Below are 14,520 nucleotides of genomic sequence, written 5' to 3' on the forward strand. Positions count from 1 at the left end.
TCTCCTTGAAGGTTCGTGGGTGGCGCGCGTCAGCGGCCGTAGACGTTCTGGTAGCGGCTGTAGAGGGACTCGATCTGGCCGGCGTCGATGGGCAGCGGTTCACCGAGCTGCCGGGAAATGTGGACGGTGCGGGCCACTTCCTCGCACATCACGGCGGCCTTGACGGCGGAGCGGGCGTCCTTGCCGATAGTGAACGGTCCGTGGTTCTGCATCAGGACAGCCGGTGAATGGGACGCCCGGAGCGTGTCCACGATCCCGCGGCCGATCGAGTCGTCCCCGATCAGCGCGAACGGGCCCACCGGGATGGTGCCGCCGAATTCGTCGCCCATCATGGTCAGCACGCACGGGATCGGCTCCCCGCGCGCAGCCCATGCCGTCGCGTAGGTGGAGTGCGTGTGGACGACCCCGCCGACGTCGGGCATGTTCCGGTAGACGTAGGCGTGCGCGGCAGCGTCCGACGACGGCGAAAGGTCCGGATTGCCCCACGCCCCGTCGCCATCGCCGCCCACGGGAACCCCGTGGAGGTCCGTGACCACCATGAGTTCGGGCGTCAGCGCATCGTAGGAGACCCCGGACGGCTTGATGACCATCAAGTCATGCCCCGGGACGCGGGCGGAGACATTGCCCGCGGTCCAGACCACCAGCTCGTACCGGGTCAGTTCGGCGTGCAGCGCGCAGACCTCGCGGCGGATCGTGGCAATGGTGCCCAGCAGGGCGCTCATGCGGAGACCCCTGCGGTGAGGAGCGTTTTGCTCGCGTTCCGCTGGATCTTCTTGAGCCGGTGCATGACCTCGTTCGCTCCGCGGCCGAAGTAGTCATGCAGGGTCCGGTATTCGCGGAACAATTCCTCGTAGGCGGCGACGTTTTCCGGGATCGGGGTGTAGACGGCGCCGGGCTCGGATCCCATGGCAGCCGCGGCTTCCCGGATGTCCGGGTACTCCCCCGCAGCGACGGCGGCGTGGATCGCCGAACCCAGCGCGGGACCCTGGGTGGAGCCGATCGTGGAGAGGGGCAGCCCCGTGATATCGGCGTAGATCTGCATCAATAGCGTGTTTTTCAGCAGCCCTCCGGCCACGATGAATTCCTTCACCGGCACCCCCGCGTCCCGGAAGGCATCCACAATGGTGCGGGTGCCGAAGGCCGTGGCCTCCAGCAGCGCCCGGTAGATGTCTTCCGGGCGGGTTGCCAGGGTCTGGCCCACGATCACTCCGGAGAGTTCGTGGTCCACCAGGACGGACCGGTTCCCCGAGTGCCAGTCCAGGGCAATGAGTCCGTGTTCACCGATCTCCTGGGTGGAGGCGAGTTCGGTGAGGTATTCGTGGATGCCCAGGCCCGCGGCTTCGGCAGCTGCATGATATTCGGGCGGCACGCCGTACTTGGTGAACCAGCCGAAGATGTCGCCCACCCCGGACTGGCCGGCCTCGTAACCCCAGAGCCCGTCCACGATCCCGCCGTCGACCACTCCGCACATGCCCGGCACCTCACGAAGCTCGGAGCCGTTCATGACGTGGCACGTGGAGGTGCCCATGATCGCGACGAGCTGTCCCGGTTCCACGGCCCGGGCGGCGGGCGCGGTGACGTGGGCGTCAACATTCCCGACCGCGACGGCGATCCCGGCCGGGAGGCCGGTCCAGCCGGCGGCTTCGGCAGTCAGGTAACCCGCGGCGTCGCCCAGGCGGCCGATTGTGTGGGCCAGTTTGGTGTCGACGAAGTCCTTGAAGCCCGGGTTCAGGGCGGCCAGGAATTCCCTGGACGGGTAGGCGCCGTCCTGGTAGATGCCCTTGTACCCTGCGGTGCAGGCATTCCGCACGTAGTTCCCGCACAGTTGCCAGACGATCCAGTCGGCGGCTTCCACCCAGTGGTCCATCGCCGCATACGCGCCCGGGTCCTCCTCCAGGAGCTGGAGTCCCTTGGCGAACTCCCATTCCGAGGAAATGAGCCCGCCGTAGCGCGGCAGCCAGGCCTCGCCCCGCTCGGCGGCGAGTGCATTGATGCGGTCCGCCTGCTCCTGGGCCGCATGGTGGCGCCACAACTTCACATACGCATGCGGCCTGCGGGCGAAGCCGGGCAACTCGTTCAGTGGAGTGCCGTCAGCCTTCACCGGCACCATCGTGCACGCCGTGAAGTCCGTGGCAATCCCGACGACGGCGGCCGGATCGATCCCGGCGTCGCGCACCGCTGCGGGAACCGCGTGGCGCAACACGTCGCGGTAGTCTTGCGGCACCTGCAGCGCCCATTCGCCGGGAAGGCGGACAGCCGGGCCAGCAGACGCGCCGGCCAGATCGGCCGGTAAGGCCTCCGTGATGACCGCGTGCGGGTACTCAAACACTCCGCTTCCCAGTTCCTTGCCATCCCTGACCCGCACCACCACGGCCCTGCCCGAAAGCGTGCCGTAGTCCACGCCGATGACGTAATGTTCCTTGCCGTCCGCTGTGACGTCCATGAAGTCCTCCAATAAGCCAGCCCGCAGCCTTGCGGATTGGTTCCATTGTGAGCGCTAACAAAATTCACGTCAAGCCGTCCTTCCCACATGAACATGAATACGATCAGGCGGGAGCCGACGTACTTTGGCGCACCACCAACTCTGGCTCCACCACCGTGGCGCCGACGCTTTCCCCGCCCTCGATACCGCTCAGCATAAGGTCCATGCAGCGCCGCCCGAGTTCTTCGAAGTCCTGGCGTACCGTGGTCAAAGGCGGCGTGAAATAGCCTGATTCGGGCTGGTCGTCGAAACCCACCACCGAAACATCCTCGGGCACCCGGACACCTGCCTCGTTGAACGCACGCAGCAGGCCCAGGGCCATCTGGTCATTTCCCACAAAAAGCGCCGTGGCGGTCCTTTCACCGGCAAGCTTCCTGCCGATGTCATAACCGCTGCCGGCGCTCCAGTCCCCCACCACCAGCAAATCGTCCTGAAGGCCAGCCGCCTGCAAGGCCTCGCTCCACCCTTCGGCCCGGGCGACGCCGTCGATCCAGTCCTGCGGGCCGGCCACGTGCCCGATCCGCCGGTGCCCCTGCTCCACCAGATGCCTCACGGCCAATTCCGCGCCGCGCTTCTGGTCCACCATGGCTCCGCCGACCGACGCGTCGCCCAGCGACCCCACGGCCACTACGGGAACCCCGGCCTTCACTTCCGCCAACGCCAGCAGGGTGTCCGAATGGGGAACGATCACCACGATTCCGTCCACGGACTGGTCCAGGAAATGCCGGACCGCATCAAGGATCGCCTCCCGGTTGACCGTCCTCAAGGCTGCGATGCTGACGAAATAGCCGGCATCCCTCGCAGCCTGCTCGACGCCCAGCAGGGTGTTCGCCGGGCCGTACTGCGCCAGCTCGCTGGCCAGGACCCCGATGGTCTGGGAACGGCGGGTCACGAGGCTCCGCGCAGCAGTATTGCGCCGGTATCCCAGCTCGGCGATGGCGGCCTCGACACGCTCCCGGGTGCCCTTGCTGACGTTGGGGTGGTCGTTGATCACCCGTGAAACGGTCTGGTGCGAGACTCCCGCCAATTCCGCTACGTCTTCAAGCCGTGGTAAGCGCCCGCTGCTTTTTGTCATGGAGCTATTCTGCGTGACCTGGAGGCCAAGCGACGAACAGGACCGCAGCGAGTCCACGCTGAGCTACCGGCCAGTACAAGACCACGGGCATGCCGGGGATAGACTCGATTCAAGCCCAACAACCACCATTTGAGGAGCCCCATGCGCGCCACCATCATCCACGGTCCCGGCGACATCCGCGTTGAAGACCGTAACTACCCGACGGTCCAGCTGCCCACCGACGTCGTCGTCAAAGTCACTGCCTCCTGCGTCTGCGGATCGGACCTTTGGCCCTACCGCGGCGTAAAGCCCACCCACCAGCCTTCGGCCATCGGACATGAATTCATCGGCACGGTGGAAAGCATTGGCGACGACGTCACCACCCTGGCGCCCGGCGATTTCGTGATCGCTCCGTTCGTGGTCAGCTGCGGGGCCTGCCCGCAATGCTTGAACGGCGTCACAGTTGCCTGCGATCATTTGGCAGGTTGGGGCGGCAAGGATGACAGCGGTCACGCGATCGACGGCGGCCAAGGCCAGGCCGTGCGCGTGCCGCTCGCCGAGTCCACGCTCGTCAAGGTTCCCGGCATCACGGAACCCGACGACGCCCTCCGCGCGAGCTTGCTGACGCTCTCGGATGTGATGGCCACCGGCCATCACGCCGCCCTCGCGGCGAAGGTCGGCCCCGGCAGGACCGTCGTCGTCGTCGGCGACGGCGCAGTCGGGCTCTGCGGCGTGCTCGCAGCAAAGCGGCTCGGAGCAGAACGAATCATCGCGATGTCGCGGCATGCCGACCGCCAGGCTATTGCCCTCGAATTCGGCGCAACAGACATCGTAGCTGAACGTGGCGAGGACGGCGTAGCCAAGGTCCGCGAACTGCTGGGAGGCGTTTTGGCCGACTCCGTGTTGGAGTGCGTCGGGACCAAGGAGTCCATGGAACAGGCACTGCACAGTGTCCGCCCGGGCGGCGCCCTCGGCTTTGTCGGTGTCCCGACAGGCGGAGCTGAGGCCCCCTTGCGCTACTTGTTCGACACGAACATTTCGATTGCCGGCGGCATGGCCCCTGCCCGCACCTACATCCCGGAACTGCTCGCCGACGTGCTTGACGGAAAGATCAATCCGGGCAGGGTCTTCGACACCGTGATGCCGCTCGAGGAAGCGCCCGAGGCCTACCGCGCCATGGACGAACGGCGCTCCATCAAGGTCCTGCTCACTCCCTGAGGCCATGGGCGGAACCTGCAGCTTCTTGCGGGATAGGTGGACTGTGGCGTGCACGCGGGAACGGCGAGAGAATCCATATAGGAAGCCTCGCCTGAACCCAAAGGAGCGAACAAAATGATCACTGGTGCCCCGGCGCGCCCGGTGGTTAACCAGGACGGGTATTTGCCCATCGAGGATCACGGACTCATTGGAGACGGGTCCACCTGCGCTTTGGTGGGACGGGACGGCGCCATTACCTGGCTTTGCTTGCCGGAATTCGACAGTCCACCGTTCCTTGCCGGGATCTTCGACGCGGAATCAGGCGGCCGTTTTGAAATAGCTCCGGTTCGCACCCTGGCATCCTCCCAGCGCTACACCGAGGATTCCTGCGTGCTGGTCACGTCCCTTGTGTCCGATCGTGGCGTGCTGCAGGTGACGGACGGGCTGACGTTGCGTGCGGGTGCCGACTTGTCGGAGCCGGTGCCGGCCGGCCGTTCCGAACTCCTGCGGCACGCGCGAGCCGTGGGCGGCGACGTCCCGCTGCGCATCAGCCTGATACCGAAGACCGGTGTCACTTTTGACACCCTGGCTACCGGCTGGAGGTTTGATTGGCGGCAGGACGGAGTCCACGAGGTCTACCTATGGTCTTCCGTTGAACTCATCCCCGACGGCCGTGGCCTGTCCGCCGAGTTGACGCTTCGCGCGGGAGAGACCCTGACCATGGTCCTGCACTGGTCCGGGCGGTTCCGGCTCCGTCAGCATCCGGAGAGCAAGAAGCTCATTGACCAGACCGTGTATGCGTGGCGCCGGTGGGCATCAAACCTGGATTGCGAAGGCTCCCAAGCGGAGTTGATGAAGCGTTCGGCCCTGACGCTGAAGATGCTGGACCACGCCGAGACGGGGGCCATCTTGGCCGCCGCTACCTCTTCGTTGCCGGAGTGGCCGGGAACGTCCCGGAATTGGGATTACCGGTACACATGGGTGCGCGACGCCTCGTTCTCCAACTATGTGTTCAGGCGCATTGGCGATCCCAGTGATGCGGACGTCTTCCTTGCCTGGGTCCTGACCAACGTCGAGCGGGACGGTGCCCCGCACGTCATGTACGCCCTGGACGGTTCCCAGCCGCCCGATGAGGTCGAGGACCCGCACTTGCGCGGATACCGCGGCTCGGCCCCGGTCCGGTGGGGAAACGGCGCCCGCCACCAACTCCAGCACGATGTGTACGGTGAAATCGTCGATATCGCCTACCAGTGGTCGGGCAGCGGCAAGCGAGTGGATGAGCGGCTCTGGGCCGCATTGGTACCCATTGTGGAAATGGCCATCAGGAGCTGGAGGGTTCCCGACTCGGGGCCTTGGGAAATCCGGGACAAGAGCGGGCCCTTCACCTACTCGGCGGCGTTATGTTACGTCGCGATCGACCGCGCCATCCAGATCGCGCGCAGGGACGGGCTTCCCTATCCCAAACGCCGGTGGGAGGCCACTGCCCGTCAAATCCGGCAGGCTGCCCTGACACAATCATGGGATCCCCGGCGGCGCACCTTTACCGAGAACCTAGGTGGCAACGGCGGTCTCGACGCGTCGCTCTTGACCCTTCCCGTCCGCAACGTCATTGATTTCGACGATCCCCGGATGGTTTCCACGACGAAAGCGATCGCGGCGGAGCTCGACGCCGGCAACGGACTTTTGTTCCGCTACCTGCCATCGGTTTCTCCCGACGGTCTGCCCGGAAACGAAGGGGCGTTCCTCCTCTGCAGCTTCTGGCTGGTGGACAACCTGGCAGGACAAGGGCGCGTGGATGAAGCCCATGAACTCTATGAGTCCCTCTGCAGCCGTGCGAATTCACTGGGGCTGCTACCGGAGCAGATCCACCCGGACACCGGAGAGTTCCTCGGCAACTTCCCGCAGGCGTTCAGCCATGTGGGCGTGCTGGCCAGCGGCCTGCGCCTGCTGAAAGCGGAGCGGCGGGCCGCAAAGGCTGGCGCTACCACGCGGAATCAGGGCTAGCGGCGAGGGGCGAAGCCGATGCGTGCGTGGTGGGTCCGGGAACCAGCTCCGATTGAATCCGGGCCGCTTGTCTGGGGCGAACGCCCCGATCCTCAACCAGGAGTGCATGAGCTTCTGGTCAGAGTCCGGACCTGTGGTGTCTGCCGCACGGATCTGCATCTGGCAGAGGGCGACCTCACCCCTCGGATGCCGAATGTAGTCCCCGGCCACGAAGCGGTAGGAATGGTCAGCGAGGCGGGCGAAGGGTGCGTGAGGTTCCGGCGCGGTGACAGGGTCGGAGTGGCCTGGCTGGGTGGAACCTGCGGGAGCTGCGGGTTTTGCCGCCGCGGTGACGAGAACCTTTGCCTCTCCCCCGTCTTCACGGGTTGGGACAGGGACGGTGGCTATGCCGAACAACTCACGGTGTCCGAGGATTTTGCCTATGCCATCCCGCCCCGGTTTTCGGACGAACAGGCAGCCCCTCTGTTGTGCTCCGGCATCATCGGGTACCGGGCGCTCAAACGGGCCGCTGTTCCGGAGGGTGGCCGACTGGGCATCTATGGTTTCGGAGGATCTGCCCACCTCACGGTCCAGATGGCGCGCCACCAAGGGGCGCAGGTGTACGTGATGACGCGTTCGGAGCCGGCCCGTGAACTGGCGCGGAAGCTGGGTGCGGTGTTTGTGGGCGACGCGTACGAATCCCCGCCCGACCCACTCGACTCGGCCATACTGTTTGCCCCTGCCGGGGACCTCGTCCCTGTCGCCCTCAAGGCATTGGGCCGGGGCGGGACCCTCGCAATTGCCGGCATCCACCTCAGCGACATACCGCCCTTGAACTATTCCGCCGATCTCTTCTATGAGCGGCAGCTCCGCAGCGTCACTGCCAACACCCGGGCAGACGGCGAAGAATTCTGGTCCCTGGCCGCGGAAATCCCGCTGGCTCCCACCACGACGGCGTATCCGTTGGCTCAGGCCGACCGGGCGCTGCGGGATTTGGCCGCTAGCCGTGTTACCGGAGCTGCCGTGCTGACAGTCTGAACTGCGGATGTCCCCGCATCGCAGACAAGCAGACGGGAGCATAAACGGCGATCGGCGGGTCCGATGACGGCCCGCCGGTCGGTATTCCGCTGTTCAGCGTTTCAGGACATCGCGTTCAACACTTCAGTGCGAAGGGCTGACCATGTGATGCCGATGTTCCTCGGTGCTGGGCTTGATCGCCATCGCGGTGACGACGAGCGCCACCAGGCCAGCGATCCACGATGTCCAAGCGACTCCGGCTTGCATGGAGTACGAGCCTAGCCACGGCGAAAGGAACAGCAAGGCACCGAAGGCCGCCTGCACCCACTCCATGACCGGCGTTCCGGGCATGGCCAGATTGATCACACCGCTAACGATCAGCAAAGCGCCGAATACGACCATCAAGGCAGCCGACGAGCCGGCGGCCGTGGTCCAGATGACCGATAAAGCAGCATAGAGACCGGCGACAACCGTGACCCAATCCTGCCATCGCGTCCATTTCTTCATTGAACCCACCTCTGTGATGTGGACTGCATTCCGGGGCACCGAGCAAGTACTCCGGTATTGGTGTAACAAAATCCGCGCGCAGCTACTTCCCGACAGACGCGTGCGGTATTGGACCGCCGTCGTTGAATCCTGCCGCGCGCGAAGCCTTGCTAAGAGGGGACTTCCGGTCTAGAACGTAGTCATAGAGCAACATCGACGGACATGCCCGGCGTCGCCCGGCACGTCCGTCCGGAGAGGACCCCGTGATATCGAGTCGCTGGTCGTAAAGTCGCAGTCAGCCCGGTGCTGACTCAGCGACGTCCGTTGGTGCGAACCGCCGTGGCCTCCGGCGTGGACTTGCGTCCGCCGCCAACGCCCAGGTTCCGGCCCGACCCCGCCAGGTCGCCTGCAGTCGCAACCAACAGAAGGAAAGAAATGCTAAACATGAAGGTCCCGGCACGAGGCGCCGGAACCGCCTTCATTGCAACCATCGCTATCACGGCACTCGCCGCGTGCTCGAGCACGGGCACATCTTCGTCGTCGAGCACCGCAAGTTCCGGAGGAGCTGTACCGCAGATATCTGCGGATGCGTTCACGGCCGATTTCTCGGCAATGAAACAGCTCACGTCGCTCGCTTCACAAGGCAAGGGCATGGTGGGCGTACTGCTGCCGGACACCACAACCTCGGCGCGATACGTGACTTTCGACGCCCCGTACCTGAAGAAGGCATTCGAAGCCGCGGGACTCGATTCCTCCAAGTTCAAGATCGACAACGCGCAGGGCAGCGCAAGCACGATGCAGACCCAAGCCGAGGCTGATATCACGGCCGGCGCATCGGTGCTGCTTGTCGACGCCCTGGACTCCGGTTCGGGCGCGGCCATCGAGGCGGCCGCCAGTGCGCGCGGCGTCAAAGTGATCGACTATGACCGGCTCGTCAAAGGCGGGACAAAAGATCGCACCTATGTCAGCTTCGACAACGTCAAGGTTGGTCAGCTCATCGGCCAAGGCGAAATCACGTGCATCGCTGACTGGAAAGTCACCAAGCCAAACATCCTGGTCATGGATGGCGACCCGACCGACAACAACGCGAAGCTGTTCGCCGAAGGTTACAACGGCGTACTCAAGCCGCACTTCGACAATGGCGAGTACGTCAACGTAGGAGAGCCGGCGGGCACGTGGACACCGTCAGTGGCTCAGACGACGTTCGCCCAGCAATACACTGCCCACCCGAACATCAACGCGGTTGTCACGCCGAACGACGACAATGCCAACGCGGTGATCGCCTACCTGCAGAGCAAACAGATTCCCGCCAAGACCTTCCCGACGACGGGACAGGATGCGTCCTTGTCCGGCCTCCAGAACATCCTGAAGGGCTACCAGTGCGGAACGGTGTACAAGCCGATCTACTTTGAGGCCCAGGCTGCGGCCGCGGCAGCGCTCTACCTTCGGGCGGGCGTCACCGTTCCGTCAACCCTCGTCAACGGCAAGACCACGGACGACACCGCGAAGTCCGATGTCGCATCGGTCCTGCTGACCCCGCTGTGGGTGACCACGAAGAACATGGCGGACACTGTCGTCAAAGACGGCGCCGTAACGAGTTCATCGCTGTGCATCTCGCAAGTGAAGGATGCGTGCACCGCGGCAGGTATCCAGTAGTCCGAACGATGAGTGAGTTGGCAGCCCCGGACCCCGCCGACGTCGGGCCCTTGCTTCGGCTGGAGGGCATCGACAAGAACTTCGGGCCGGTGCAGGCACTGGTCGACATCACCCTTGAGGTGCCGATCGGCAAGGTGACTGCGCTTGCCGGCGACAACGGCGCGGGCAAATCGGTCTTGATCAAATGCGTTGCCGGCATTCACACCCCCGACGACGGGCAGCTGTTTTGGGAAAACCAGCCCGTACGGTTGAACTCGCCGCACGAAGCCGCGGCGCTCGGCATCGAGACCGTGTACCAGGACCTGGCACTCTGCGACAACCTCGACATCGTGCAGAACCTGTTCCTCGGCCGCGAACGCCTGCGACATTTCCTCCTCGACGAGGAGAGCATGGAGATCGCGGCCCGGGAGACACTGACGAGCCTGGCCGTGACAACAGTGCGGTCGATCCGGCAACCCGTCGCGTCGCTGTCCGGAGGGCAACGCCAGTCGGTGGCGATCGCGAAATCGGTGCTGTGGAACTCGAAGCTCGTCATCATGGACGAGCCCACCGCTGCCCTCGGCGTCGCCCAGACGGAGGTGGTCCTTCACCTGATCCGCCAGCTCGCCGACCGTGGAGTGGCCGTCATCGTCGTCTCACACAATATGAACGACGTGTTCGAAGTCGCGGACCGCATCGCCGTGCTCAGGCTCGGGCAGCTGGTGGCTATCCGGCCTGTCACGGAAATGGACCGGCAGATCGTGGTTGACCTGATGACCACGGGGTTCTCCGATCGGGCAAGGCCGGAACTCGCGCCTCCACCGCCGTCGAACCGCCAGCTCACCGCCGCCAAGGGTCCGCTCCCTTCCGCAGCGGCGGTGCTCCAGGACGAGCCGACCACGGCGGCAGCCAAGCGGAAGGCCGCCTTGGCGTTGAATCCGGACATCACCGCGACGTCGCTCCCCGAATATTTCCGCGCTGCGTTCGCGCGGGTCCGGGGCGGCGAGAGCGGAGTGCTTCCGGTTCTCGCGGGCCTGTTGCTCATCTCGGTACTATTCCAATCGCTGAACCCGAACTTCCTGACTCCCGGGAACATGGTGAACCTGCTCATCCAGGGTTCCGTTTTCATGCTGCTCGCAATGGGCCAGGTCTTCGTGCTCCTGCTCGGCGAAATCGACTTGTCCATCGGGTACGTCGGTGGAGTGGGCGGCGTCATCATGGCCGAACTCGTGCAGGAGTCCACCGGTTGGCCGTGGTGGGCGGCGATCGCCGTCGGCCTGCTTGGCTGCGCCGGGATCGGACTGCTTCACGGGACGATCATCACCCGGCTCGGATTGCCGTCGTTTGTCGTGACTCTTGGCGGCCAGCTCGGCTGGCTTGGCGTGATGCTCATCATCCTTGGCAGCGGCGGCGTCGTGCCCATCAACGACACCATCATCAACAACATCGCGAGCGGCAACCTCAGCCCGGTCACCAGCTGGATCCTCATGCTCGTGGTCGTCGGAGCGTTCAGCACGTGGACGTGGCTGCGGGACGCCCGCCGGCGCAACACCGGGCTCGTCGCGCCGCCCGCCAGTGTAAGCGCCCTGAAGATCGCGGCGGTGCTCGCCGCCGGTGTGGCGATCGTCTGGCTCTGCAATACGGACCGCGGAATCCTGGTCGAAATCAGTGGCGTTCCGTGGGTCCTTCTCGTGGTGCTCGGAGTCCTCGCCGCCTGGACCCTGCTGCTTGGGCGAACCCGGTTCGGTCGCTACGTCTACGCCATTGGCGGCAACGCCGAGGCCGCTCGGCGGGGAGGCGTGAACCTTGCCCGTATTCGCACCCTCGCCTTCATCCTCGCTTCCTTCACTGCAGGCATCGGCGGAATCGTCTACGCGTCGCGCCTCCGTTCCGTCTCGACCTCGTACGACGGCGGCACTCTGGTGCTTTACGCCGTGGCCGCCGCGGTGATAGGCGGGACCAGCTTGTTCGGCGGCCGCGGCAAGGTGCTGCACGGGGTCCTGGGCGGGCTGGTGATCGCCACGATCGATAACGGCATGGGCCTGCAGGGCTACAGCGCACCGGCCAAGTACGTGGTCACGGCGCTGGTTCTCGTCGCGGCCGTGACGATCGACGCCGTCGCGCGCCGCGGACGCTCCCGGACGTAACCGGCACCCGCCTCAGCGCGGGATTGCCTATTGGTTCGATTGCTGGAGGCGACAATGATTGAGTCTGGACCAGTGCTTGTGGTCGGCGGCACCGGGATGCTTGGCAGCCAGGTGGTGTCGAGGCTGCTGGCGGGCGGAAAACAGGTCCGCGCGTTGGTGCGGCCCGGTTCGGTTGCGGGCCGCCTTGAGCAGCTAGGGGCCACGATCGCCCGTGGCGACATGATGGACCCGGAGTCGCTTGCGCACGCCATGGACGGCGTCGACGCTGTGATCACCTCGGCGGCCGGATACACCCATCACCGGGAAGGCGACACCCCTGTCACGGACACGGTGGGCAACATCAACCTCGTCGACGCGGCCAGCCGCGCCGGTATTCGCCGATTTGTCCTCACTAGCATCCTCACGTGCGATCAGACCCCGGAGGTTCCACACTTCTGGCACAAGAAACTGACCGAGGATCGCCTGGAGGAGCTCGGCGTCCCGTTTGTGGCCCTGCGCCCGGGCGCTTTCCTTGAGCAGATCGCTCGATTCGGCGACCCTTTCAGCGAAGGGCGGCTCAGGTGGTTCGGGTCTTCGAGTGTTCCCCTGACGTACGTTCTTGCCAGTGACCTCGCCGGGTACCTCGCGGCGGCAGTCGACGCGAGCGGCGTCGAAGGGCAGCGCATCGACATCGGCTGGGACCGGCCGGTCACCATGCAGGACATCGCCGATATCTCTTCCCGAATGCTCGGCCGGCAGATCGAGCTCGTCCTTAACCCGATCAACCAGATGGGGCCGGACTTTCAGGCGATGATGGAGTGGTTCGGGACCGGCCGCTACGTCGCCGATACCTCACTGCAGCGCGAGGTCTTCGGCCCGCCGCCAACCGCGGAGAACGCCGTCGCGCGCCTGCTCACCAGCCTCGGGCACAAACTTCTCTGAGGCAGGCGCGACGGCGGCCGCATGGCGCGGTCTGTTCACCAGCGTCAGCCCACGGCCGGCAGCGCGTCGGGGATGCGCGGTTTGGCGTTGCCCGCGAAGGTGAACTTGGCCTCGTCGCCTTCGCCGTCGACGTCGACCACCACGATGTCGCCCGGGTGCAGTTCGCCGAAGAGGATCTTCTCGGAAAGCTGGTCCTCGATCTCGCGCTGGATGGTGCGGCGCAGCGGCCGGGCACCCATGGCGGGGTTGTAGCCGCGGGTGGCCAACAGGACCTTGGCCGCGTCCGTAAGCTCGATGCCCATGTCCTTATCCGCCAGATGCTGTTCCAAGCGACGGATCATCAGGTCCACGATCTCGATGATCTCGTCCTGCGTGAGCTGCGGGAAGACGATGACGTCGTCAACGCGGTTGAGGAACTCGGGACGGAACTGCTGTTTGAGCTCCTCCGTGACCCGTGCCCGCATCCGGTTGTAGCCGGTGGTGGTGTCCGTGCCGGACTGGAAGCCCGTTGCGACGCTCTTGGAGATGTCCCGGGTACCCAGGTTGGTGGTCATGATGATCACCGTGTTCTTGAAGTCCACCACCCGGCCATGGCTATCCGTCAGGCGGCCGTCTTCCATGATCTGCAGCAGCGAGTTGAAGAGATCGGCGTGGGCCTTCTCCACTTCGTCGAACAGCACCACGGAGAACGGACGACGCCGGACCTTCTCGGTCAGCTGCCCGCCCTCGTCGTAGCCGACGTAGCCCGGAGGGGCACCGAAGAGACGGGACACGGTGTGCTTTTCCGAGTACTCGGACATGTCCAGCGTGATGAGTGCATCCTCATCGGCAAAGAGGAATTCCGCCAATGCTTTGGCGAGCTCGGTCTTGCCGACACCCGTGGGCCCGGCGAAGATGAACGAGCCACCCGGGCGCTTGGGATCCTTCAGGCCGGCACGCGTGCGGCGGATTGCACGCGATACGGAATTAATCGCTTCATTCTGCCCGATGACGCGCTTGTGCAGCTCCTCCTCCATCTTGAGCAGGCGGCTGGATTCTTCCTCGGTGAGTTTGAAGACCGGGATGCCGGTGGAGTTCGCGAGAACTTCGGCAATCAGCTCCTCGTCGACCTCGGCGTTGCCGTCCGTGCCGCCGGCCTTCCACTTGAGCTCCCTTTCCCGGCGCTCGGCGACAAGTTTCTGCTCCTTCATGCGCAGCGACGCGGCGCCTTCGAAGTCCTGGGCGTCGATGGCGGATTCTTTCTCCATCTTCACTTCGGCGATGCGTGCATCCATCGCTTTCAGCTCCGGCGGACGGGTCATGCGGCGGATGCGAAGCCGTGCACCGGCTTCGTCGATCAGGTCGATCGCCTTGTCCGGCAGGAAGCGGTCCGAAACGTACCGCTCCGAGAGGCTCGCCGCCGCCGCCAGTGCGCCGTCGGTGATGGTCACCCGGTGGTGCGCCTCGTAACGGTCACGCAGGCCCTTGAGGATCTCAACAGTGTCGGCCACCGACGGTTCCTGGACCTGGATCGGCTGGAAGCGGCGCTCAAGGGCGGCGTCCTTCTCAATGTGCTTGCGGTACTCATCCAAGGTGGTGGCCCCGATGGTCTGGAGTTC

General features: G+C 65.1%; 12 protein-coding genes. 6 read left to right on the forward strand and 6 right to left on the reverse strand.

The genetic code is table 11. The features are described 5' to 3' along the window. Window positions 1-29: 29 nt before the first annotated feature. The 3 genes from AC3WJU_RS11020 to AC3WJU_RS11030 form a co-directional block, all read right to left on the reverse strand. A complete protein-coding gene (locus tag AC3WJU_RS11020; protein ID WP_492259867.1) occupies window positions 30-722 on the reverse strand; it encodes an L-ribulose-5-phosphate 4-epimerase in 693 nt (230 codons plus the stop codon). Beyond that, window positions 719-2,443, reverse strand: a complete 1,725-nt coding sequence (gene araB, locus AC3WJU_RS11025) for a ribulokinase (protein ID WP_492259868.1) — start codon at window positions 2,441-2,443, stop codon at window positions 719-721. The genes AC3WJU_RS11020 and araB overlap by 4 nt, the downstream gene beginning before the upstream one ends. 103 nt (window positions 2,444-2,546) lie before the next feature. Then, the gene (locus AC3WJU_RS11030; protein ID WP_307053413.1) at window positions 2,547-3,557 is read right to left on the reverse strand and encodes a LacI family DNA-binding transcriptional regulator; all 1,011 of its coding nucleotides are present in this window, start codon (window positions 3,555-3,557) and stop codon (window positions 2,547-2,549) included. 141 nt (window positions 3,558-3,698) lie between these two features. Here AC3WJU_RS11030 and AC3WJU_RS11035 point away from each other — a divergent pair, with 141 nt between their 5' ends. The 3 genes from AC3WJU_RS11035 to AC3WJU_RS11045 all read left to right on the forward strand — a co-directional run bounded on the left by AC3WJU_RS11035 (window position 3,699) and on the right by AC3WJU_RS11045 (window position 7,754). Continuing rightward, window positions 3,699-4,754, forward strand: coding sequence for a zinc-dependent alcohol dehydrogenase family protein (locus AC3WJU_RS11035; RefSeq protein ID WP_307053412.1), 1,056 nt, complete (start codon window positions 3,699-3,701; stop codon window positions 4,752-4,754). A 114-nt stretch (window positions 4,755-4,868) separates the two neighbouring features. After that, on the forward strand, window positions 4,869-6,737 hold the full coding sequence (locus tag AC3WJU_RS11040) for a glycoside hydrolase family 15 protein (protein WP_492259869.1): 1,869 nt from the start codon (window positions 4,869-4,871) through the stop codon (window positions 6,735-6,737). A gap of 18 nt (window positions 6,738-6,755) precedes the next feature. Beyond that, complete coding sequence (locus AC3WJU_RS11045; RefSeq protein WP_492259870.1) at window positions 6,756-7,754, forward strand: zinc-dependent alcohol dehydrogenase family protein; 999 nt, start codon at window positions 6,756-6,758, stop codon at window positions 7,752-7,754. A gap of 123 nt (window positions 7,755-7,877) precedes the next feature. On the opposite strand, the gene AC3WJU_RS11050 is transcribed toward AC3WJU_RS11045, so the two are convergent. Continuing rightward, complete coding sequence (locus tag AC3WJU_RS11050; protein WP_059389950.1) at window positions 7,878-8,240, reverse strand: SPW repeat protein; 363 nt, start codon at window positions 8,238-8,240, stop codon at window positions 7,878-7,880. 290 nt (window positions 8,241-8,530) lie between these two features. Next, window positions 8,531-8,815, reverse strand: a complete 285-nt coding sequence (locus AC3WJU_RS11055; protein ID WP_441437468.1) for a hypothetical protein — start codon at window positions 8,813-8,815, stop codon at window positions 8,531-8,533. A 16-nt stretch (window positions 8,816-8,831) separates the two neighbouring features. On the opposite strand from AC3WJU_RS11055, the gene AC3WJU_RS11060 reads away from it, so the two are divergent. From AC3WJU_RS11060 to AC3WJU_RS11070, 3 genes are read left to right on the forward strand one after another with little or no spacing between them, the layout of a single operon-like run. After that, window positions 8,832-9,875 (forward strand): sugar ABC transporter substrate-binding protein, encoded by a 1,044-nt coding sequence (locus AC3WJU_RS11060; RefSeq protein ID WP_059389948.1) that lies wholly within the window; start codon window positions 8,832-8,834, stop codon window positions 9,873-9,875. An 8-nt stretch (window positions 9,876-9,883) separates the two neighbouring features. After that, a complete protein-coding gene (locus AC3WJU_RS11065) occupies window positions 9,884-12,001 on the forward strand; it encodes an ABC transporter permease subunit (protein ID WP_492259871.1) in 2,118 nt (705 codons plus the stop codon). A 54-nt stretch (window positions 12,002-12,055) separates the two neighbouring features. Continuing rightward, the gene (locus tag AC3WJU_RS11070) at window positions 12,056-12,922 is read left to right on the forward strand and encodes an SDR family oxidoreductase (RefSeq protein WP_492259872.1); all 867 of its coding nucleotides are present in this window, start codon (window positions 12,056-12,058) and stop codon (window positions 12,920-12,922) included. 44 nt (window positions 12,923-12,966) lie between these two features. On the opposite strand, the gene AC3WJU_RS11075 is transcribed toward AC3WJU_RS11070, so the two are convergent. Further along, window positions 12,967-14,520, reverse strand: a 1,554-nt coding sequence (locus tag AC3WJU_RS11075) for an ATP-dependent Clp protease ATP-binding subunit (RefSeq protein WP_492259873.1), incomplete at its 5' end; no start/stop codon positions are given.

The sequence above is a fragment of the Arthrobacter sp. FW306-1B-F12A genome (assembly GCF_058781865.1).